General features: G+C 70.5%; 17 protein-coding genes. 11 read left to right on the top strand and 6 right to left on the bottom strand.

Annotated features, from left to right (window positions below; translation table 11 throughout):
- Window positions 1-3 precede the first annotated feature (3 nt).
- The 4 genes from F4556_RS02035 to F4556_RS02020 form a co-directional block, all read right to left on the bottom strand.
- The gene (locus F4556_RS02035; protein ID WP_184924187.1) at window positions 4-1,101 is read right to left on the bottom strand and encodes a MerR family transcriptional regulator; all 1,098 of its coding nucleotides are present in this window, start codon (window positions 1,099-1,101) and stop codon (window positions 4-6) included.
- 230 nt (window positions 1,102-1,331) lie between these two features.
- Window positions 1,332-2,150, bottom strand: a complete 819-nt coding sequence (locus F4556_RS02030) for a barstar family protein (protein ID WP_184911122.1) — start codon at window positions 2,148-2,150, stop codon at window positions 1,332-1,334.
- 254 nt (window positions 2,151-2,404) lie between these two features.
- Window positions 2,405-2,830, bottom strand: a complete 426-nt coding sequence (locus F4556_RS02025) for a hypothetical protein (protein WP_184911120.1) — start codon at window positions 2,828-2,830, stop codon at window positions 2,405-2,407.
- Entirely contained in the window at window positions 2,827-3,459 is a 633-nt protein-coding gene (locus F4556_RS02020; RefSeq protein ID WP_184911118.1) for a hypothetical protein, read from the bottom strand. Before F4556_RS02020 ends, F4556_RS02025 begins: the two co-directional genes overlap by 4 nt.
- A 663-nt stretch (window positions 3,460-4,122) precedes the next feature.
- Here F4556_RS02020 and F4556_RS02015 point away from each other — a divergent pair.
- Entirely contained in the window at window positions 4,123-4,575 is a 453-nt protein-coding gene (locus tag F4556_RS02015; protein WP_184911116.1) for a hypothetical protein, read from the top strand.
- Window positions 4,576-4,605: 30 nt separating this feature from the next.
- Here F4556_RS02015 and F4556_RS02010 read toward each other — a convergent pair whose 3' ends face one another.
- Window positions 4,606-7,104, bottom strand: a complete 2,499-nt coding sequence (locus F4556_RS02010; protein ID WP_221503843.1) for a DEAD/DEAH box helicase — start codon at window positions 7,102-7,104, stop codon at window positions 4,606-4,608.
- A 195-nt stretch (window positions 7,105-7,299) separates the two neighbouring features.
- On the opposite strand from F4556_RS02010, the gene F4556_RS02005 reads away from it, so the two are divergent.
- Window positions 7,300-7,614 carry a porin family protein gene (locus tag F4556_RS02005; RefSeq protein WP_184911112.1) on the top strand — a complete coding sequence of 105 codons (315 nt, stop codon included), beginning with the start codon at window positions 7,300-7,302 and terminating at the stop codon, window positions 7,612-7,614.
- A gap of 52 nt (window positions 7,615-7,666) precedes the next feature.
- On the opposite strand, the gene F4556_RS02000 is transcribed toward F4556_RS02005, so the two are convergent.
- A complete protein-coding gene (locus F4556_RS02000) occupies window positions 7,667-8,947 on the bottom strand; it encodes a glycoside hydrolase family 16 protein (protein ID WP_184911110.1) in 1,281 nt (426 codons plus the stop codon).
- A 296-nt stretch (window positions 8,948-9,243) separates the two neighbouring features.
- On the opposite strand from F4556_RS02000, the gene F4556_RS01995 reads away from it, so the two are divergent.
- From F4556_RS01995 to F4556_RS01955, 9 genes are all read left to right on the top strand, one after another.
- Complete coding sequence (locus tag F4556_RS01995; RefSeq protein ID WP_184911108.1) at window positions 9,244-10,086, top strand: nitrilase-related carbon-nitrogen hydrolase; 843 nt, start codon at window positions 9,244-9,246, stop codon at window positions 10,084-10,086.
- An 11-nt stretch (window positions 10,087-10,097) separates the two neighbouring features.
- Window positions 10,098-11,495, top strand: coding sequence for a dihydropyrimidinase (gene hydA, locus F4556_RS01990; RefSeq protein WP_184911106.1), 1,398 nt, complete (start codon window positions 10,098-10,100; stop codon window positions 11,493-11,495).
- Between the two features lie 12 nt (window positions 11,496-11,507).
- Entirely contained in the window at window positions 11,508-12,524 is a 1,017-nt protein-coding gene (locus tag F4556_RS01985; RefSeq protein WP_184911103.1) for a TIGR03842 family LLM class F420-dependent oxidoreductase, read from the top strand.
- A gap of 184 nt (window positions 12,525-12,708) precedes the next feature.
- Window positions 12,709-13,524, top strand: coding sequence for a dimethylarginine dimethylaminohydrolase family protein (locus F4556_RS01980; RefSeq protein ID WP_184911101.1), 816 nt, complete (start codon window positions 12,709-12,711; stop codon window positions 13,522-13,524).
- A 32-nt stretch (window positions 13,525-13,556) separates the two neighbouring features.
- The gene (locus F4556_RS01975; RefSeq protein WP_184911099.1) at window positions 13,557-15,293 is read left to right on the top strand and encodes a copper resistance CopC/CopD family protein; all 1,737 of its coding nucleotides are present in this window, start codon (window positions 13,557-13,559) and stop codon (window positions 15,291-15,293) included.
- Window positions 15,294-15,423: 130 nt separating this feature from the next.
- Window positions 15,424-16,692, top strand: coding sequence for an MFS transporter (locus F4556_RS01970; RefSeq protein ID WP_184911097.1), 1,269 nt, complete (start codon window positions 15,424-15,426; stop codon window positions 16,690-16,692).
- Between the two features lie 214 nt (window positions 16,693-16,906).
- Entirely contained in the window at window positions 16,907-17,734 is an 828-nt protein-coding gene (locus F4556_RS01965; RefSeq protein ID WP_184911095.1) for an isocitrate lyase/PEP mutase family protein, read from the top strand.
- Between the two features lie 132 nt (window positions 17,735-17,866).
- Window positions 17,867-19,102 (top strand): MFS transporter, encoded by a 1,236-nt coding sequence (locus F4556_RS01960; RefSeq protein ID WP_184911094.1) that lies wholly within the window; start codon window positions 17,867-17,869, stop codon window positions 19,100-19,102.
- 204 nt (window positions 19,103-19,306) lie between these two features.
- Window positions 19,307-20,770: a tetratricopeptide repeat-containing protein gene (locus tag F4556_RS01955; protein ID WP_184911092.1), complete on the top strand. Its 1,464-nt coding sequence runs from the start codon at window positions 19,307-19,309 to the stop codon at window positions 20,768-20,770.
- Window positions 20,771-20,894 lie beyond the last annotated feature (124 nt).

Raw genomic sequence — 20,894 nt, 5'->3', positions numbered from 1 at the left:
GGTTTAGGCGATGAGTAGGCGGAGGCCGAGGTCGGCCGCGTCGAGGTCGGCGAGGTGGCCGTTGCGCTCGGCCCACCGGCCGGAGTCGAGGTCTTCGCCGAGGCTTCGCACCGCCCGCTGCTCGGCCTCCGGCCCGACCTTGGTCCACACCGACATCGCACGGCGCACGTGCTCCTCCAGGTACGCCCCTGGTCGGCGCCAGTACGCCTCGAACAGGCCGTCGGCACAGTCCCACGGGACGGGTACCGGCTCGGCGCGGGCTCCGATCGCGTCGGCCATCCCGGCGAGCGAGGGAAAATCCGCGAGGACGGCGGCGAACTCGGGCAGATAGTCCCGGGTCAGCCAGAACCGGTCCTGCCAGCCGGGCTCGTCGGTGTCGAACGTGAGCACCACCACGCGGCGGGCCACGCGCCGCATCTCGCGCAGCCCGGCCAGCGGATCTCCCCAGTGGTGAACGGTCGAGACGGCCATCGCGACGTCGAAGGAGTGGTCCGCGAACGGCAGGCTCTCCGCAGCGGCCGCCACACACGGCGCCGAGCCGGCGGGCCGCTGCCCCCGCATCACCGCCGACGGCTCCACCGCGGTCACGTCGCGGTCGGCGGGCTCGTACGAGCCGGTGCCGGCCCCGACGTTCAGCACCGTCCGGGCGTCCCCGAGCGCGTCCCAGATCTGCGCGGCGATCCGCGGCTCGGTGTGCCGGGTCGCGGTGTAGGCGCCGCCGATCGCGTCGTACAACCGCGCACCGAGCATCCCCAGTTGCTCCTCCGGTGTCACCTTCAGCCCCTTCGCCCGTGCCTCGAGTTCCCGGTCGATGGCCGCCGCCATGGCGTCGGCGCGATCACGCCGTTCCAGCAGCAGGCCGCGCAGCCGGCGCAGATGCGCGACCGCGTCGGTGGACGGGTCGCCGACCAGTTCCGCGACCTCCCGCAGCCCGAAGCCCAGCCGCCGATAGGCCAGCACCTCCCGCAACCGCTCCACATCGGCCGCCGAATACGCCCGGTACCCGGCCCCGGTCCGCGCCGACGGCCGAACGAGCCCGATCCCGTCATAGTGATGCAACGTCCGGACGCTCACCCCGGCCAGCTCGGCCACGCGTCCCACGGTCCAGTGATCCTCCACGGCACCGACTATGCGGCCTGACGCCACGTCAGGGTCAAGAGCTTCATGCACAGCAGCAAGCTCAGGTGCGGGGTGGCGGTGAGTCAGATGTGCAGCACAGGAGCCGGGCGGCGCGATGCCGCCCGGGTTCCTAGCGATCCCAGAAGCTGCTGTGACAGTCGGCCATCGCGGTGTCGTGACCCTCCAAGCCGCTGGTCGCAAGCGATCAGCCGTCACCGCAGGACTACGCAGACGCCCCGTCTCTCGAAGATTTCCGCGATGAGGTCGAACAGCGATGCCTCGCCATCGCGGGTGGGCACACGCTCCGTCAACCAGGCCCTGGCCCCGTCCGAGGACTCCCACCGCAAGGTGAATGGCGGGGCTGCTCCCCACCTGCCCGTCAGGCAGTCGTCCAGAGCGTCAAGGTTCCAGCCGAAGTATCCCCCGGGACCGTTGACGGCTTCACCCATCGCGCAGTAGAAGCTGTCCTCGTCAACAATGTGCCGACCGTTCAGTGTGAACATCCGGCCGGCGGCAACGTCGGGCTTCCCCTGTCGTCGGTACTGATGGGACCACAGCGCCACCGACAGCCACGCTCGTTTGCCCTCAGAGTCCAGCTCGTGCCACATGCCGGTTCGAGTCATGCGACCCGTACGGACCAGGTCCCATATGCCGCCCGCCCCTGGCAGGGCGTTCTCGCACGACAGCGTCACCGTGAGGTCGACAAGGCCGGCTCCGTACGCGGAGGGCTGAACATCGACGACGGTGACCCCGCCAACGAAGTAGGAACCCATAGTGGCACCGTCGGCACCGAGCATTTCGAACCAGGCGTTCCCCGCCATGGCGCCACGAGTGCCGACAAGATCAACGCTCTTCAGCAGACCGCCCTGCGGGAAGCAACCCGCGAGGTGAACTCGCCGCGTTCCCTCGTCCTCCGGCAGCGGTGTGAACAACCCATCAGCCTCCTGGGCAAAGCCCCAGAAGTCGGCGTCGTCCTCGTCCGAGGTGAGAGCGTACTTCCGCCCCTGGCTATCCTGAGCTGCTGTTCGCATCGCACTCCCCATGAGAGCGCCGATCCTATCGGCGCCCCGCAACCTGCCCGATTGATGCCAATGCCGAGGTGCGTTGGCATGCCGAGCTCGGTCAGGGGGGCAGGGGTCTGGAGAACGGCAGGCTTTCCCACCAGTACCTCGTCGTCACCGCCCGCTGCGACGCGGCCGACCAGTCGAAGGAGTGCGCTACCTGCTCGCTGCCGAAGTCGACGTACCCCAACTGGGCAGCACTCGATGACATCGAGGCTAATCTCCTACGGCTGGGCGATCGGCGCCGGGTCGACCGGTGTCGTCGGCTGCGGAACCACCGACGGGCGGCCGAGCAGCTTCAAGTCCGCAGTACTCGGAGACCTCTTCAGCACGAACATGCCGATGACGGTGACCAGTGACACCGAGCTGCCGATCCCCGTCGTTGCGGCCACCCACGGCTGACTCGGCGCCAGGTACAGCGTCAACGCCAGCGACCCAAGCGCCAGGAGCCCACCGATAGCCATGCCGGTCATCTCCCGCCGGTGGCGGAGCTTCTCGAAGAGCATCGCCTGCTCGTGCTCGCGCGCCATCTGCTTGTCCACCATGCCAAGAGAGAGCTTGAGCTGCTCGGCGGGCATCTTCGACCACTGACGCGCGTACTCCATCACCACGCCAGAGCCCGTGGTCTGCCGCCCCTCATCCTGCGTCACCGAGCTGCCCTCTCAGAATGATCGTCACTATCGTCGAACCCTGGCTCCCACGGAGCCACCCCCGGCGGAGCATCGCCCCCACCCCAAGTACCGTCATCGGGAGCCGCATCCGGTGGCGGACCTAGCCGGGCGAACAAGTTCTCCAAACTCGCGTGCACCCGCTGCGCCGCAGCCTCGGCCTCCGGCCCGACTGGCGCTGACGCCACAAGCATGGCCGTCGTGACGTCAGCGCTGTCATCGACAACCTTGGCGGCGACGAGCCGCCTGAAGGCCGCCATCTCGAAGTAGTAGTCCGTCAGGAACTGGTCCTGAGGCGAACCCCGGCGCCGACGCGAGCGCCGGTGCTGGCGCTTCAACTCGCGGTACAGGGCATCATGCCGTCGCATCTCAGCGATCTCGTCCCCGAGCGCGGTGCGCTTCACCAGGTAGCCGACAGCCCAAATCGTCGCGAAGAGAGCGAGTAGCGCCACACCCAGAGCCGAGTATGCCGCTCCGCCCTGCGCGAGGAAGTACAGCGGAACCACCAGCAAGATCGCGCCGGACCACGCACTGCCCTGCGCGAACGACGCAGGTAGGTCTTCCTCACTTCGGCCGTCAACCAGCCTTCCGCTTCTGCGCTTTGACACCACGTCACATCACCTCCTACTCACCGAGCCAGCCTACCGGCTACCCCTGGCTGGCATGGACCATCCGAGGACCACCAGCATGGCCGCAGATCGCGGTCTTCAGCCGGGTGGCGGGGATCCGGCCGCCGTCGGCCGCCCAGCGCCTCGCGCAACCGCGCCAGGGTCACGGGCCTGCGGGTGCAGAGGTCGTCCGCCGCGACAGCACGCGCGGCGTCTTTCGGATCTCGTCCGCCTGAGCCCGTGCTGAGACTGCCTCTGCCCTTGCCCTGACTTGGTCCTCCTCGAAACGGAGCACAAGTGCCAAGGCGTCCAGGGTTTCAGCGATCCTCTCCCGCCAGTCAGCGAACTCGCCGGGTTCTGCACCGGTCGGCCGCTGCGATTTCACAACGCGAAGGTGGCGCAGGGCAGCCTTGAGCACGGGGTCAACCACGAGGACTTCTTCCGATCGACACGCGGTTGACCCCATCGTGCACTACTTCCAAAACAGGGCCCAGGGGCCACCGACCGGACTACCACCGGGAGGCCGACCCTGCTGGTCGAACTCGACCCGCGCACCGGCCTCCAGCCCGAGCACATCCGTGCCGCCTTGGAGTGGGCCACTGACCGGGCGGCCATCCGGCGAAACCGCGTCGACGAGGGTGCCTGCGGTTTTCTAGTCTCCTGGATGTGACAGGCACTCAGGCGACATCGGGCGCGGAGTTCATCGCGCTGCTGGAAGAGCTGGCCCGCGAGCTCGCACCGGATGGGCCGGCCGTCGACGACTTCCTGCTGCGCTGGGCTGCGGTTCTCCCGGGTGAGGCGACCGGCGAGCCGGGGTGGCCCGGGCTGGGGCGGCAGGTGGTGGCCGCGCTCGGTGCTCCGCCGACCGGTGGTGCCGAGCCTGCCAGGGGGAGGTTCGAGGAGCCGGAGGTGGACAGCCGGGACGGGCTGCACGCGCTGCTGGTGGCGCTGGCGGCGGACTTCGTCGAAATGGGCGTATGGGACGTTGCCCGGTGTGCTGGAGACCTGGGCGTCCTGGCTGGGGGCTCAACTCGGGTACCGGGGAGCCCGTTCGAGCTCGAGCCGGTCACCTGGGGGAGCGTGGCGGAACAGCTGCTGGCGGCCCGTGTCTACGAGTAGATGACACGGGCCGCGGCGGCTGAGCGGGTGTCAGCCGTCGAGGCGGTTGACGGCGGTGACGCGGAGGACGGCGCGGCCCTCTTCGTCGGAGCCGTAGAGGTCGACCTCGGCGCTGATGCCCCAGTCCTGGTCGCCGGCCGGGTCCTCGAAGATCTGGCGGACTCGCCAGGAGCCCTCTTCCGGGTCCTCCTCGATCAGGAGCATCTTGGGGCCGCGGGCGTTGGGGCCGGTACCGAGGTCGTCGTGCTCCTCCCAGTACTCGTCCATCGCGTCCGCCCAGCGGTCCGCGTCCCAGCCGTACTCGCCGTCCAACTCGCCCAGCGTGCCGTACTGTTCGAGCGCGCAGAGCTCGACCCGGCGGAACATCTCGTTGCGTACCAGCACTCGGAAGGCGCGGGCGTTCGCGGTGACCGGGGCGGGCTTGTCGTCGAGCCGGACCTCGGTGGTCTCCGGGGAGGTGGGGTTGGCCAGCTGCTCCCACTCGTCGAGCAGGCTGGAGTCGACCTGGCGGACCAGCTCGCCGAGCCAGGCGATGACGTCCTTGAGGTCGTCGGTCTTCAGGTCGTCCGGGACGGTCTGCTCCAGTGCCTTGTACGCCCCGGCGAGGTAGCGCAGCACGATGCCCTCGGTGCGGGCCAGGTCGTAGTGGCCGACGTAGTCCGAGAAGGTCATCGCCCGCTCGTACAGGTCGCGGACCACGGACTTGGGCGCCAGGTGGTGGTCGCCGATCCACGGGTGGGCCTGGCGGTAGACCTCGTACGCGTGGCCGAGCAGCTCCTCGAGCGGCTTGGGGTAGGTGATGTCCTGGAGCCGCTCCATCCGCTCCTCGTACTCGATGCCGTCCCGCTTCATCTCGCCGATCGCCTCGCCGCGCGCCTTGTTCTGCTGCGAGGCGAGGATCTGGCGCGGGTCGTCGAGGGTGGCCTCGACCACCGAGACGATGTCCATCGCGTAGGAGGGCGACTCCTGGTCGATCAGCTCGAAGGCGGCCAGCGCGAAGGTGGAGAGCGGCTGGTTGAGGGCGAAGTTCTCCTGCAGGTCGACGGTGAGGCGGACGATCCGGCCCTCGGCGTCCGGCTCCGGCAGGCGCTCGACCACGCCGCCCGCGAGCAGTGAGCGGTAGATGGCGATCGCGCTGCTGATGTGGCGGCGCTGGGCGGAGCGCTCCTCGTGATTGTCCGTCAGCAGGTGGCGCATCGCGGCGAAGGCGTTGCCCGGGCGGCCGATGACGGAGAGCAGCATGGCGTGGCTGACCTTGAACCGGGAGACCAGCGGCTCCGGGTCGGCGCCGATCAGGCGCTCGAAGGTCTCCTCGGACCAGCTGACGAAGCCCTCCGGGGCCTTCTTCCGGACCACCTTGCGCTTCTTCTTCGGGTCGTCCCCGGCCTTGGCGACCATCTTGTCGTTCTCGATCACGTGCTCGGGCGCCTGCGAGACCACCTGGCCGACGGTGTCGAAGCCGGCCCGGCCGGCCCGGCCGGCGATCTGGTGGAACTCCCGGGCCCGCAGCACCCGGACCCGCTGGCCGTCGTACTTGGAGAGCGCGGTGAACAGCACGGTGCGGATCGGCACGTTGACCCCGACGCCGAGGGTGTCGGTGCCGCAGATCACCTTGAGCAGACCGGCCTGGGCCAGCCGCTCGACCAGGCGGCGGTACTTGGGCAGCATGCCCGCGTGGTGCACGCCGATGCCGTGCCGGACGTAGCGGGAGAGGTTGCGGCCGAACTTGGTGGTGAACCGGAAGCCGCCGATCAGGTCGGCGATGGCGTCCTTCTCCGCCTTGGTGCACATGTTGATGCTCATCAGGGACTGCGCCCGCTCGACGGCTTCCTTCTGGGTGAAGTGCACGACGTAGACCGGTGCCTGACCGGTCTTCAGCAGCTCCTCCAGGGTGTCGTGCAGGTTGGTGCGGCGGTACTCGTAGAACAGCGGCACCGGACGGGTGGCCGAGCGCACCACGGTGGTCGGGCGCCCTGTCCGGCGGGTCAGGTCCTCCTCGAACCGGCGGACGTCGCCGAGGGTGGCGGACATCAGCAGGAACTGCACGTGTGGCAGCTCGAGGATCGGGATCTGCCACGCCCAGCCGCGGTCCGGCTCGGCGTAGAAGTGGAACTCGTCCATCACGACCTGGCCGACGTCGGCCCGGGCGCCGTCGCGCAGCGCGATGTTGGCGAGCACCTCGGCGGTGCAGCAGATGATCGGCGCGGTCGGGTTGACGCTGGCGTCACCCGTCATCATGCCGACCTGCTCGGTGCCGAACATCTTCACCAGGTCGAAGAACTTCTCCGAGACCAGGGCCTTGATCGGCGCGGTGTAGAAGGTGCGCTTGCCCTCGGCCAGCGCGGCGAAGTGCGCACCCGCCGCGACCAGGCTCTTACCGGAGCCGGTGGGGGTGGCGAGGATGACGTTGTTGCCCGAGACCAGCTCGATCAGCGCCTCCTCCTGGGCGGGGTAGAGCGTGATGCCACGGTCCTGCGCCCACTCGGCGAAGGTCTCGTACAGCGCGTCGGGAGTTGCGGGCTTCGGCATCAGGTCCAGGAGGGTCACCGGGCCATCTTGCCTGGTAGGGAAGGGCCGGGGCAAAGCTCGGGCGCGCACGGTCGGGGCGCGCCGCCGCCACTCGGGCGGGTGACTTCCCGGAGTGATCGGAATATCACTGTGGGTAGCGGGAATGCTGCCGCCGATCGCCCACGAACGGGCTGGGCGGACGACGGAAGGAAATCGATGCGCAAGCGACTCCTGGGTGTGGGTCTGGCCGTGGCCGGCCTGACCGCCCTGCTGGCCGGCCCGGCCCATGCCGACGACACCTTCGGTGTTTCGGTGACCGGCTCCCCGAGTGGGGTGGAGGCCCACTGTCCGGAGGGCAGCCACCTCGTCGACTGGACGGTCACCGCCGGGGACGGCAGTCCGCTCGGCCCGGATCAGCGGGTCCGCTGGACCAGCCTCGACGAGGAAGGCGTCGCCGCCTGGATCGCGCCGTACGCGGGCTCCCCGGCGCCGCCGGAGTCCATCACCCTGACCCTCAGCTGCAGCTGCTGACGGTCCATCGGATGGGGCGGGGCCGGTCAGCGCGCGGCCCCGCCCGCAGGGCTCAGCCGAGCGTCCACCGCTGGGCGGCGCTGCCGTTGCAGGTCCAGAGCTGGAGCCGGGTGCCGTCGGCCGAGGAGCCGTTCGGGGAGTCCAGGCACTTGCCGGAGCCGGGGTTCAGGAAGTCCTTGCCGGAGCGGTACGTCCACTGCTGGGCGCTGGTGCCGTTGCAGGTGTAGAGCTGGATGACCGCGCCGTCGTTGTGCGAGGCGGCGTCCACGTCCAGGCACTTGCCGAAGGCGCGGACGGTGCCGTCGGTGCCCACCGTCCACTGTTGCGCGGCGCCGCCGGTGCAGTTGTGGAGCTGGATCGGCGTGCGGTCGGTGCTGGAGGCACCGGCCACGTCCACGCACATGCCGCCGGGGCCGGTGATCCGCCCGGTGTAGGGCAGGCCGGAGCTGCCGCCCCAGCTGGTGGTGTGCACGTAGTCGACGGTCATGGTCTGCGGGTAGGTCGACGAACCGTCAGGGCTGCCCGGCCAGTCGCCGCCCACCGCCAGGTTGAGGATGACGAAGAACGGGTGGTCGAACACCCAGCGGTTGCCGCCCAGGTCGGCCGGGGTCCGGGTCTGGTAGACGTTGCCGTCCACCGACCAGGTGATGGCGGTGGGGCTCCAGTCGACGGCGAAGGTGTGGAAGGCGTCCGCGAAGGACTGCCCGCCGCCGAGGGTGTACGCGGCGCCGATGCCGCCGGCGCCGGAGTAGCCAGGACCGTGGATGGTGCCGTGCACGGTGCCCGGCTCCCGGCCGATGTTCTCCATGACGTCGATCTCGCCGCTGGTGGGCCAGCCCGCCGTGCCGAGGTCGTTGCCCAGCATCCAGAAGGCCGGCCAGATGCCCTGACCGCGCGGGATCTTGATCCGGGACTCGAAGCGCCCGTACGCCTGGGTGAAGGTGCGGGCGGTGTTCAGCCGGGCCGAGGTGTACTGGCAGGTGCCGTACCAGCAGCCCAGGCCGGAGTCGGTGTTGCGCCTGGCGGTGATGACCAGGTTGCCCTGGCCGTCCAGGGCGGCGTTCTGGGCGCCCGGGGTGTAGTACTGGAGTTCGTGGTTTCCGTAGCCCGAACCGCCGGTCTCCAGGGTCCACTTGGCGGAGTCGACGGCTGAGCCCGCGGGCCCGTTGAAGTCGTCGTTCCAGGTCTGGGCGGCGATCGGCGCGGCGCCGTCGAGCGGGGCGGCGGCGCCGGTGGCCGGTGCGGTGAGCAGCGCGGCGGCCAGCAGACCGGCGCCGAGCAGGGAGACCAGTCCGCCGAAGGACCGGCGGGGTGGGCGAGTTGCAGCAGGCATGGGGGAACCGCCCTTGTGTGGGGGAAGGGGGAACGACCTTGCTGAGAGCGCTCTCTCGCGAAATCCTACGGAGGGCCTTCAAGTCATGGCAACGTCAATGCACCGACTTCTTCAGTCTTGTAGCGAACGGGGCCTGACGGAGGCTCAGTTCCGGGCCCGGCGTTCGGGTAGTGAAGGCGGCCGAGAGCGTGCCGGCGGTGAGAGAGAAGTTCCGCTTCCCGGCGCGTGACGCGCGTCAACCGAGGGCATTACTCCTAGTCTCAACGCTCACACCGCTTGCTGCGAGGGAGTCCGTCATGAGTCGTGTCGTACGCGCCGCCCTGTTCCAGACCGCGTGGACGAGGGATCAGGAGACGATGATCGCGGCCCACGAGCAGGCGGCGCGCGATGCCGCCGCCCAGGGTGCGCAGATCATCGGATTCCAGGAGGTCTTCAACGCCCCCTACTTCTGCCAGGTCCAGGAGCCCGAGCACTACCGCTGGGCCGAGCCGGTGCCGGACGGGCCGACGGTGCGGCGGATGCAGGCGCTGGCGAAGGAGCTCGGCCTGGTGATCGTGGTGCCGGTGTACGAGGTCGAGCAGTCCGGTTTCTACTACAACACCGCCGCGGTGATCGACGCGGACGGCTCCTACCTCGGCAAGTACCGCAAGCACCACATCCCGCAGGTGAAGGGATTCTGGGAGAAGTACTACTTCAAGCCCGGCAACCTCGGCTGGCCGGTGTTCGACACGGCGGTCGGCAAGGTCGGCGTGTACATCTGCTACGACCGGCACTTCCCCGAGGGCTGGCGCGCGCTCGGTCTCGCCGGCGCCGAGATCGTCTACAACCCCTCGGCCACCAGCCGGGGCCTGTCCGCCTACCTCTGGCAGCTGGAGCAGCCCGCCGCCGCCGTGGCCAACGAGTACTACATCGCGGCGATCAACCGGGTCGGCACCGAGGAGTACGGCGACAACGACTTCTACGGCACCTCCTACTTCGTCGACCCGCGCGGCCAGTTCGTCGGTGAGGTGGCCTCCGACAAGGACGAGGAGCTGGTGGTCCGTGACCTCGACCTGGACGTGATCGAGCAGGTCAGGCAGCAGTGGGCGTTCTACCGGGACCGGCGCCCGGACGCCTACGGCCCGCTGACGGAAGCGTGAGGAGAGCTCGGATGACCCGTACCGTGATCCGCGGCGGCCTGGTGATCACCGCCGCCGAGGAGATGCCCGCGGACGTGCTGATCGAGGGTGAGCAGGTGGTCGCGCTGGCCAGCACCGGCAGCGACGTCGCCGACGGCTGGACGGCGGACCGGGTGATCGACGCCACCGGACAGTACGTCATCCCCGGCGGCGTGGACGCCCACACGCACATGCAGCTGCCGTTCGGCGGCACCGAGGCCAGCGACACCTTCGAGACCGGCACCCGGGCCGCCGCCTTCGGCGGGACCACCACGATCGTGGACTTCGCGGTCCAGTCGGTCGGCTCCTCGCTGCGGGCCGGTCTTGACGCCTGGCACGAGAAGGCGGCGGGCGTCTGCGCCATCGACTACGCGTTCCACATGATCCTGGGCGACGTGAACGAGGCCAGCCTCAAGGAGATGGACCTGCTGGTGGGGGAGGGGGTGACCTCCTTCAAGCTGTTCATGGCCTACCCCGGCGTCTTCTACAGCGACGACGGCCAGATCCTGCGGGCCATGCAGCGCGGCGCCGACAACGGCGGGCTGATCATGATGCACGCCGAGAACGGCATCGCGATCGACGTGCTGGTGGAACAGGCGCTGGCGGCCGGGAAGACCGACCCGCGCTACCACGGCGAGGTGCGGCGCGAGTTGCTGGAGGCCGAGGCCACCCACCGGGCGATCAAACTCGCCCAGGTGGCGGGCGCACCGCTGTACGTGGTGCACGTCTCGGCCGCCTCGGCCGTGGCCGAGCTGGCCAAGGCGCGGGACGAGGGCCTGCCGGTGTTCGGCGAGACCTGCCCGCAGTACCTCTACTTGTCGACCGACAACCTGGCCGAGCCGGGCTTCGAGGGCGCCAAGTACGTCTGCTCCACGCCGCTGCGCCCGCGCGAGCACCAGGCGGCGCTGTGGCGGGGGCTGCGCACCAACGACCTCCAGGTGGTCTCCACCGACCACTGCCCGTTCTGCTTCGTCGGGCAGAAGGACCTCGGGCGGGGCGACTTCTCGAAGATCCCGAACGGCCTGCCGGGGGTCGAGAACCGGATGGACCTGCTGCACCAGGCCGTGGTGGAGGGGAAGTTGACCCGGCGCCGGTGGATCGAGATCGCCTGCGCCACCCCGGCCCGGATGTTCGGCCTGTACCCCAGGAAGGGGACGATCGCGCCGGGCGCCGACGCCGACCTGGTGGTCTACGACCCCAACGCCGTGCAGACCGTCTCGGCCGCCACCCATCACATGAACGTCGACTACTCGGCGTACGAGGGCAGGCAGTTGACCGGCAAGGCCCGCACCGTGCTCTCCCGGGGCACCGTCGTGGTCGACGGCGACGTGTACCTCGGCCGGGCCGGGCACGGGCGGTATCAGCCCCGCTCGACCTGTCAGTACCTGTAGAGGAGAAGCGACTTGGACATCGGCCTTGTGCTCCAGACCGACCCGCCCGCCCGTCTGCTCGTCGAGCGGATGGTGCGCGCCGAGGCCGCGGGCTTCACCCACGGGTGGACCTTCGACTCCGCGGTGCTCTGGCAGGAGCCCTTCGTGATCTACAGCCAGATCCTGGCGCAGACCTCGCGCCTGACGGTCGGTCCGATGGTGACCAACCCGTCGACCAGGACCTGGGAGGTGACCGCCTCGCTGTTCGCCACCCTGAACGACATGTTCGGCAACCGTACGGTGTGCGGGATCGGGCGCGGTGACTCCGCGATGCGGGTGGCCGGCCGCCGCCCGGCCACCCTGGAGCGGCTGTCGGCCGCGATGCACGCCATCAAGGAGCTGGCGGAGGGCCGGGAGACGGAGGTGGACGGCACCCCGATGCACATCCCCTGGGTCCGGCCAGGCGCTGAACTCCCGGTCTGGATGGGCGCGTACGGCCCGAAGGCACTGGAGCTGACGGGCCGTCAGGCGGACGGCTTCATCCTGCAGTTGGCCGATCCTTACCTGACCGAGTGGATGGTCAAGGCGGTCCGCGCCGCCGCCGAGCGGGCCGGCCGCGACCCGGCCTCGATCAGGGTCTGCGTGGCCGCGCCCGCGTACGTCACGGCCGACGACTCGCCCGAGGCGCTGGCGCACGCCCGCGAGCAGTGCCGCTGGTTCGGCGGCATGGTCGGCAACCATGTCGCCGACCTGGTCGCGCGCTACGGCGAGCACTCCGGCCTGGTGCCGGACGCGCTGACCGACTACATCAAGAACCGGCACGGCTACGACTACGCCCACCACGGCCGGTCCGGGAACCCGGACACCGCCTTCGTCCCGGACGAGATCGTCGACCGGTTCTGCCTGATCGGCCCGCCCGAGGCGCAGCTCGCCAAGCTCCGCCGGCTGCGCGAGCTGGGCGTCGACCAGTTCGCGGTGTACGCGATGCACGACGCGATCGAGTCCACCATCGACGCGTACGGGGCGGAGGTGATCCCCGCCCTGGGGTGAGCGCGGGGTCCCTGGCGGTGCGTCAACTCGGGTCGAGGTCGTCCTCGGCCCGAGTTGATTGTTTCGGGAGCCGAAGATGGCGACCAATTCGGCGCTCTGTTGAACTCGATGGAGCGAGCCGACCCGGACCGCACCTTCCAACCGGCTTTATCGAGCCGGTTCCGACAGACCAGGGGATTGAACCGTGAACAGTGAGCTGCTGGTTTCCGACGCGAGGCACTTCCGGGTCGACTACGAGATCAACCCGTACATGCACACCGAGATCCAGCCGGACCTGGCGGCGGCGGTCGGCGAGCACGAGGCGATCGTGGCGGCGCACCTCGCGGCCGGCCGCAAGGTCAGGTACGTGCCGTCCGCGCCGGAGTGCCCGGACATGGTCTTCACCGCCAACGCCGCCGTGGTGCGCGGCAACCGGGCGGTCCTGGGCAACCCGCCGCCGGAGCGCAAGGCCGAGGTGCAGTACTTCCAGGAGTGGCTGACCTGGAAGGGCTACGAGGTCGTCGAGGTGCCGTACGCGTTCAGCGGCCAGGGCGACGCGCTGGCCTTCGGCGACGACCTGCTGCTCGCGGCGCACGGGCAGCGCACCGACCAGCGGATGATGCGGGTGCTCGCCGAGGAGCTGGACTACGAGGTGGTGGCGCTGCAGACCGTGAGCTCGCGCTGGTACGACCTCGACCTGGCCGTGGGCGTGGTCGGCCTGCCGAACACCCTGGCCTACTGCCCGGCGGCGCTCGACGCGCCGAGCCTCCGACGTCTGCACGGACTCGGGGCCGAGCTGATAGAGGTGTCGGTCGAGGAGGCGGCCAAGTTCGCGCTGAACCTGGTCGGTGACGGCACCACCGTGACCATGACCAAGGGCGCGCCGCGGCTCGCCGCCGAGCTGCGCGAGCGCGGCCTGCGGGTGGTCGAACTCGACACCACCGAGCTGGCCAAGGGCGGCGGCGGGGTGCGCTGCACCGCCCTGACGCTGGACAACCCGCCCGGGCGCCCGTCCCTCTGACATCGAGAAACCAGAACCGGGAAGTACGAGCCATGACCGAACGATTTCTGCGGATACGCCGTCGCCTCATCGGCGTGCTGATCGCGCTGTGCGCGGCCGCGCTGATGGTGCTCGGCGCGGCGGGAACCGCGGCCGCGCACGCGGCGCTGGTCTCGACCGACCCGGCGCAGAACTCGGTGGTGCCGTCCGCGCCGACCGCCGTCACGCTCACCTTCAGCGAGGGCGTGACGCTCAGCGCCGACTCGGTCCGGGTCCTCGACCCGGCGGGGAAGCAGGTCGATGCGGGCGACTCCGGGCGGGCCGACGGCAAGGGTGACACGGCCCGGGTCACCCTGCGCCCGGGCCTCGGCAACGGCACCTACACGGTGGCCTGGCGGGCCGTCTCGGACGACTCGCACCCGGTCGGCGGCGCGTTCACGTTCTCGATCGGCGCGCCCTCGGCCACCGTGGTCCCGGCCGACTCGGCCCAGGGGGTCAAGACGGACGGGCTGATCTCGTTCATGTACGACACCGGCCGGGTGGCGGCGTACGCCGCGTTCGCGCTGCTGGCCGGCGCGGTGGCGTTCGTGCTGATCTGCTGGCCGGCCGGTGCGGCGGTCAAGCAGGTGCAGCAACTGCTGGTCGGCGGCTGGCTCGGCCTGCTGCTGTCCACGCTGGTCCTGCTGCTGCTGCGCGGCTCGTACGAGCGCGGCAGCAAGATCGCGCAGGCGGCGGATCCGGCACTGGCGCACGTCGCGCTGGACGGGCGGATCTACACCGCGCTGGCCGTCCGGCTGCTGCTGCTCGCGCTGAGCGGGGTGTATCTGGCCGTACTGGTCGGGCAGTTGGGGCAGCCGGGCGAGGAGCGGCCGGCCGGTTCCCGGCTGGGTGTGACCGGGGTGCTGCTGGCGGTCGGGCTGGCGGCGACCTGGGTCGGCACCGACCACTCGGCGGTGGGCATCCAGGTCTGGCTGTCCCTGCCGACGGCCACCCTGCACCTGCTCGCGATGGCGGCCTGGCTGGGCGGCCTGGTGACCCTGCTGGTCGGCCTGCGGCAGGGCGTCGGGGCCGCGAGCGTGCGGCGGTTCTCCCGGCTGGCGTTCGGCTCGGTGACGGTCCTGGTGCTGACCGGGGTGTACCAGTCCTGGCGTGGCGTGGGCTCCTGGAGCGCGCTGACCGGCACCGAGTACGGCCGGCTGCTGTTGATCAAGATCGGGTGCGTGGCGGTGATGCTCGGCGCGGCGTGGTTCTCGCGCCGCTGGATCGCCCGGCCCGCGGCGGACGGCGCGGACGGCGCGGCCGGGCTGCGGCGATCGGTGCTGGTGGAGGCGGTCGTCGCGGTGGCGGTGCTGGTGGTGACCACGATGCTCACCAGCGCACCGCCCGGGCGGGTGGCCCAGGAGGTCGCCGCCCTGCCGCCGGGCCCGGTGGCCGCGGTCGGCCGTGCGGTCGAGCTCAGGCTCCCGTACGAGACCGGCGGCCGGACCGCGAACGCCAAGGGCGTCGCGACCCTGGGTGTCGCTCCGGTCGCGGTGGGCAACAACACCGTCCGGCTGCGGCTGACCGACCCGGCCGGGCAGCCGGTGGAGGTGGCCGAGATCGAGCTGACCTTCACGCTGCCGGCCAAGGACCTCGGGCCACTCACGGTGGCCCTGAAGGCAGAGGGCACCGGGAGTTGGTCGGGCACCGCCCAACTCCCGCTGGCGGGGGAGTGGGTGGCCTCGGTGGCCGTCCGTACCTCCGACATCGACCAGGCAACATCCGTGCAGCAGTTGACGATTGGGAGCTGAGCGACGCATGGGAACACAGACCGCCGGGCCGTGGTCCGGACCTGACAAAGTTCCGGACCACGGCTATCCGGAACCGGGCGGGGGCGAGCACTCTGGCCAGGTGATTCGAAACAAGCAAATCTGGCCATGGATGATCGCGGCCATCGGTTTCGTCGCGCTCGTCGGCGCGGCGGGCTTCCGGGCCACCCCGGGCGCACTGGTGGAGCCGCTCCAACAAGAATTCGGTTGGTCGTCCGGCACCATCGGACTGGCCATGTCGGTCAACCTCGCGCTGTACGGCGTCACCGCGCCGTTCGCCGCGGCCCTGATGGAGCGCTTCGGCGTCCGCAAGGTGACGGCCGGGGCGATGACCCTGATCGCCCTGGGCAGTGGTCTGACCGTGTTCATGACCTCGGCGTGGCAGCTGGTGCTGCTCTGGGGTGTCCTGGTCGGCCTCGGGGCCGGCTCGATCTCGCTCGGTTTCGTCGCCACCATCGGCACCCGATGGTTCGTCAAGCGGCAGGGTCTGGTCACCGGCATCCTGTCGGCCGGCGGCGCGACCGGTTCGCTGATCTTCCTGCCGTTGGTGGCCTCGCTGACCGAGACCTCGGGCGGCTGGCGGACGGCCGCGATCGTGGTGTCGCTGGTGGCGCTCTCCACGGTGCCGCTGGTCCTGCTGTTCTTCCGTGAGCACCCGGCCGACCTGGGCATCCCGCCGTACGGCGGGGACGAGATCGTGCCTCCGGCGCCCGCCACCGGCAGCGCGGCCCGGCTCGCCGTCGACGGTCTGAAGGCGGCCGCCAAGACCAAGCCGTTCTGGCTGCTGGCGGTCGGCTTCGCGATCTGCGGTGCCACCACCAACGGTCTGGTGGCCACCCACTTCATCCCCGCCGCCCACGACCACGGCATGCCCACCGTCACCGCGGCGGGTCTGCTGGCCATGATCGGCATCTTCGACCTGATCGGCACCATCCTCTCCGGCTGGCTCTCCGACCGGGTCGACTCGCGCATCCTGCTGGCCGTGTACTACGTGCTGCGCGGGCTCTCGCTGCTGGTGCTGCCCTCGCTGTTCAGCGAGGAGATCAGCGGTCCCATGATCATCTTCGTGATCTTCTACGGGATGGACTTCATCGCCACCGTGCCGCCGACCGTGGCGCTGTGCCGGGAGCACTTCGGGATGTCGGCCGGGATCGTGTTCGGCTGGGTCTTCGCCTGTCACCAGCTCGGTGCGGCGTTCGCCGCCACGGCGGCCGGCCTCACCCGGGACAGCTTCGGCGACTACGCACCGGCCTGGTACGTCGCCGGTGTGCTGAGCGTCGGCGCGGCGCTGCTGTCGATGCGGATCAAGAAGGCACCGGTGGAGAGCACCCCCGAGGCTCCGGCCGTCGAGGAGCGCCTGCCGGAGGAGGCGCACAGCTGAGTCGCCCTCGTTCGAACGCCGAAGCGGCACCCCTCACCGGGGTGCCGCTTCGGCGTTTTCGGCATGGTGCGCGAGCCGTGCGGGCCGTACCTGACGGAGTGCCGGGGCGGAAAGAGCCCAGGTGGATGACGTGATGGAGTGTGTTCGGTCGCGTTGACGGTACTCCGGGCCACTGGGGAATATGCCGAGTAAACCCCTATTGAAAGGTGCCGTCATGACGAACAGTCAGCAAACCAAGGCCGTACTCCTCCGCGAGCTGCACAAGGACGGCGTCCTGGTGCTGCCCAACGCCTGGGACGCCGGGAGCGCGGCGCTCATCGGCCAGGCCGGTGCCAAGGCGATCGCCACCACCAGTGGCGGCGTGTCCTGGTCGGCCGGGAAGCCGGACCAGCAGGCGCTCAGCCGGGACGAGATGGTGGCGCTGGTCGCCCGGATCGTCGACGCGGTCGAGCTCCCGGTGACCGCCGACATCGAGGCGGGCTACGGTCCGGCGCCGGAGGACGTCGCGGCGACCATCACGGCCGTGATCGGCGCCGGCGTGGTCGGGGTCAACCTCGAGGACTCCAAGCCGGACTTCTCGCTGTTCACGGCCGAGGAGCAGGCGGCCCGGATCCGCGCGGCCCGCCAGGCGGCCGAGCAGGCCGGTCTGCCGGAGCTGGTGATCAACCTGCGCACCGACGTGTTCCTGTTCGGGATCGGCGAGCCGGAGGGTCGGGCGGCCGACGTGCTGGCCCGCGCGGCCGTCTACGCCGAGGCCGGAGCGGACAGCCTGTTCGTGCCGGGCCTGCTCGACCTCGCGGTGATCGCGGAGCTGGTGCAGGGTCAGCCGCTGCCGGTCAACGTGATGGCCGGTCCCGGTGCGCCGACGGTGGCCGAGTTCGAGGCCGCCGGGGTGCGCCGGGTCAGCGTCGGCACCGCCGTCGCCCAGGCCGCCTACACGCTCGCCCAGCGGGCCGCCGCCGAGCTGGTCGGCAAGGGCACGTACGACGAGCTGGCCGGCGCGCTGGACTTCGGCGCGGTGAACAGCAGCTTCACCCGCTGAGCGGTTGACGGACGCCGACGTCACCGCGGGTCGAGTCCCAGCTCAGGTGGATTGAACGGGCAGTGAGGTCCGGGCACGGCAGCGTGCCCGGGCCTTTCCGAACCGTGCACAGCCAACCGGGATCGAGGACTCATGACCAGCACCATCAGCACAGCACAGAGAAAGGACGCCCCGTCGGGCGTCCTGGCCACCCTGAGAGAGACACCGGTCCAGGTCAGGTACCTGCTCGGTGGCGTACTCGTCAACCAGATGGGCGCGTTCGTCCAGACCTTCCTGGTGCTCTACCTGACGGCCCGTCAACTGTCGGTCGGTCAGGCGGGTTTCGCACTCACCGCGTACAGTGTGGGCGCGGTGCTCGGCACCATCCTGGGTGGTGAGCTGACCCAGCGGTTCGGACCGCGGGCCACCATCGTCGGCGCGATGTCCACGTCGGCGGTGATCCTGGCGCTGGTCCCGACCCTGAGCGGGCCCGGGCGGTTCGGCCTGCTGCTGGCGGCGATCGCGCTGGCGGGCCTGGCCACCCAGTCGTACCGGCCGGCCGCCGCCGTGCTGCTCAGCGACCTGATCCCGGACGAGCACCGGGTGATGGGCTTCTCGATGATGCGGATAGCCATGAACGGCGGCGCCGCGCTCAGCCCGCTGATCGCGGCCGGGCTGATCCTGGTCGACTGGGACCTGCTGTTCTACCTGGACGCGGCCACCGCGCTCGGCTACGCGCTGCTGGCGCTGACGCTGCTGCCCAAGGTGTCCGCGCCCCAGGAGGAGGAGCCGGCGGACGAGCCGGCGGAGCGGCGCGGTGCCTACGCCGTGCTGTTCCGGGACGGGCGGTACCTGGCCTTCCTGGCCTCGGTGCTGCTCGGTTCGGTGATCTACGTCCAGTACACGGTGGCGCTGCCACTGAAGATCACCGAGGAGGGGCACCCGGCCGCGCTGTACAGCGGGGTGCTGACGGCCTCCTCGGTCATCCTGATCCTCTGCGAACTGAAGATCACCAGCTATGTGAAGGGCTGGAAGCCGTACGTGGCCGGGGCGGGTGGCACCGCCCTGATGGGCCTCGGGGTGGCGGGCTACGGCCTGCCGTTCGGCTCCAGCGTGACGATCGTCGCCTGCACGGTGCTGTTCGTCTTCGGGGTGATGACCAGCGGGCCGACCATGTTCGCGCACCCCGCCACCTATCCGGCGGCGGTGAAGGCCCGTTACATCGCCGCCCACCAGGCCACCTTCGGGCTCGGCATGGCACTCGGCCCCACGCTGGGCGTCTTCGCCTGGAGCACGCTGGGGAACGGGATCTGGGCGCTCTGCGGGGTGTTCGGCGTGATCGCCGCGCTCTGCGCCCGGGTGGGCATGCGGGGGAACCTTGCGAGCTGACGATGTCACGACGCACGGAGGAGTGGAACGGCCGGAGACACCGGCCAACCAAGTCCGCCGTGCTTTTCCGTAGGTAGTACCCGGGGGAGTGGGCCGGCCGGAGACACCGGCCGCCCATTCCCCCGGGCGTTTCCGTCGGCACACAGGCCGTCTGTGTGCGATCGAAAAAGAGGGGATGAAGACATGGGGAGGCCGGAGAAACCGGTGGACGAGACGGGCGGCGCGGTCGCGGAGTTCGCGAGCGGGCTCCGTCGACTGCGTGCCGAGGCTGGCAACCCGACCTATCGGGACATGGCCAGGACCGCGATGTACTCCGCCTCGGTGCTGTCCAGCGCCGCCAACGGGCACCGACTGCCCACCCTGCCGGTGGCGTTGGGGTATGTGGAGGCCTGCCGGGGCAACCGGGAGGAGTGGCGGCGGCGCTGGCTGGCGGCCGCCGCCGGGGGTGGCGTGCCGGTGGTCGGGGCGCGGCCCGCGGTGTCGGTGACCGAGCCGGCGGCCGGGCAGGTCCCGGCGGCACTGGCGGCGGTGCCGGCGCTGGTGCCGGAGCAGCCGGTGGCGGGCCTGGCGGTGGCGGGCGTGGCGGGCGTGGTGGGCCTGCCGGGGGCGGGGATGCCGCGGCCGGCCCAACTGCCGCTGCGCCCCCAGGGGTTCGTCGGCCGGTCGGCCGAGCTGGGCCGGCTGGGCGGGCCCGGCGGCAGCCCGGTGCTGATCAGCGGACGGGTCGGGGTCGGCAAGAGCGAGCTGGCGCTGCGGCACGCGTACGACCTGGCCGAGCAGCTGGTGGACGGTCAGCTCTACGCGGACCTGGGCCCGTTGACCAAGGCCACCTTCAACCTGTCCGAGCTGGTCGGCGGGTTCCTGTCCGCGCTCGGGGTGCCGCCGGAGCGAATACCGGCCGGAGCGGACCAGCAGGCGGGGCTGTTCCGCTCGCTGCTGGCCCGGCGGAGCGTGCTGGTGCTGCTGGAGAACGTGCACTGCGAACGGCAGATCAGGCCGCTGCTGGCCGACAGCGGGACCAGCACCACCATCGTGGTCAGCCGCACGCCCCTGCTCGGTCTGCGGGACGTCCGGCGGATCAGGCTGGAGCCACTGCCCCGGGCCGACTCGGTCGAGCTGATCGCCCGGGCGCTGCCGGAACGGGCCCAGGCCGACCCGGCCGGGGCGGACCGGCTGGCCGAGCTCTGCGGTGACCTGCCGCTGGCCCTGGACATCGCCACCCGCAAGCTGGCCGCCCGGCCCGACATCTCGCTGCGCTGGGCGGCGAGCCGGCTGGACTGCCCGGAGACCCTGCTGGACTGGCTGAGCGTCGGCGACCTGTCGATGCGTGAATCTCTCAACTCCGCCCATGTGCAACTGGGCGACCGGGCAGCCGAATTGCTCGATCTGCTGGCGAAGCGGCCGGATTCCGAGCTGCGGGCCGAGGAATCAATCCCGGCCGGAGCCGACGAATTGATCGACGAGTTGGTCGATGCCGGGATGCTCGGACCGGGTGAACGGCAGGGCACGTACCGGGTCGACCCGCTGGTGCGGGCCTTCGTCTCGGACCGCGATCCGGCCCACAACCTGCAGCCTCGTAGGGAGTTGCCCTTCCCGAGGATGCGACCGGAGCCCACCGCCGGGCAGTTGACCGGACCGGTCGAACAACTCACCGCCGGCGCCGCTTGATCGGCCTTGCCTGACAAGGCTGTCGATCAACAGCCGCACTCGCTTGACTCGTCCTACCGAACGAAGCCGAACACAAGAACGGCGACGGAACACCTACTCGCTCGAAGGGGCGGTAGGACGAGTA

The sequence above is a fragment of the Kitasatospora gansuensis genome (assembly GCF_014203705.1).
GTDB lineage: Bacteria > Actinomycetota > Actinomycetes > Streptomycetales > Streptomycetaceae > Kitasatospora > Kitasatospora gansuensis.
This window is presented reverse-complemented; position numbering and strand designations above follow the sequence as displayed.

What these genes read in the sequence shown, in the direction of transcription:
- F4556_RS02030 (WP_184911122.1), bottom strand. Translation starts at nt 2,150, where the DNA reads ATGCGAACAGCAGCTCAGGATAGCCAGGGGCGGAAGTACGCTCTCACC.
- F4556_RS02010 (WP_221503843.1), bottom strand. Translation starts at nt 7,104, where the DNA reads ATGCCGAAGCCCGCAACTCCCGACGCGCTGTACGAGACCTTCGCCGAG.
- F4556_RS02005 (WP_184911112.1), top strand. Translation starts at nt 7,300, where the DNA reads ATGCGCAAGCGACTCCTGGGTGTGGGTCTGGCCGTGGCCGGCCTGACC.
- F4556_RS02000 (WP_184911110.1), bottom strand. Translation starts at nt 8,947, where the DNA reads ATGCCTGCTGCAACTCGCCCACCCCGCCGGTCCTTCGGCGGACTGGTC.
- F4556_RS01995 (WP_184911108.1), top strand. Translation starts at nt 9,244, where the DNA reads ATGAGTCGTGTCGTACGCGCCGCCCTGTTCCAGACCGCGTGGACGAGG.
- hydA (WP_184911106.1), top strand. Translation starts at nt 10,098, where the DNA reads ATGACCCGTACCGTGATCCGCGGCGGCCTGGTGATCACCGCCGCCGAG.
- F4556_RS01975 (WP_184911099.1), top strand. Translation starts at nt 13,557, where the DNA reads ATGACCGAACGATTTCTGCGGATACGCCGTCGCCTCATCGGCGTGCTG.
- F4556_RS01970 (WP_184911097.1), top strand. Translation starts at nt 15,424, where the DNA reads ATGATCGCGGCCATCGGTTTCGTCGCGCTCGTCGGCGCGGCGGGCTTC.
- F4556_RS01965 (WP_184911095.1), top strand. Translation starts at nt 16,907, where the DNA reads ATGACGAACAGTCAGCAAACCAAGGCCGTACTCCTCCGCGAGCTGCAC.
- F4556_RS01960 (WP_184911094.1), top strand. Translation starts at nt 17,867, where the DNA reads ATGACCAGCACCATCAGCACAGCACAGAGAAAGGACGCCCCGTCGGGC.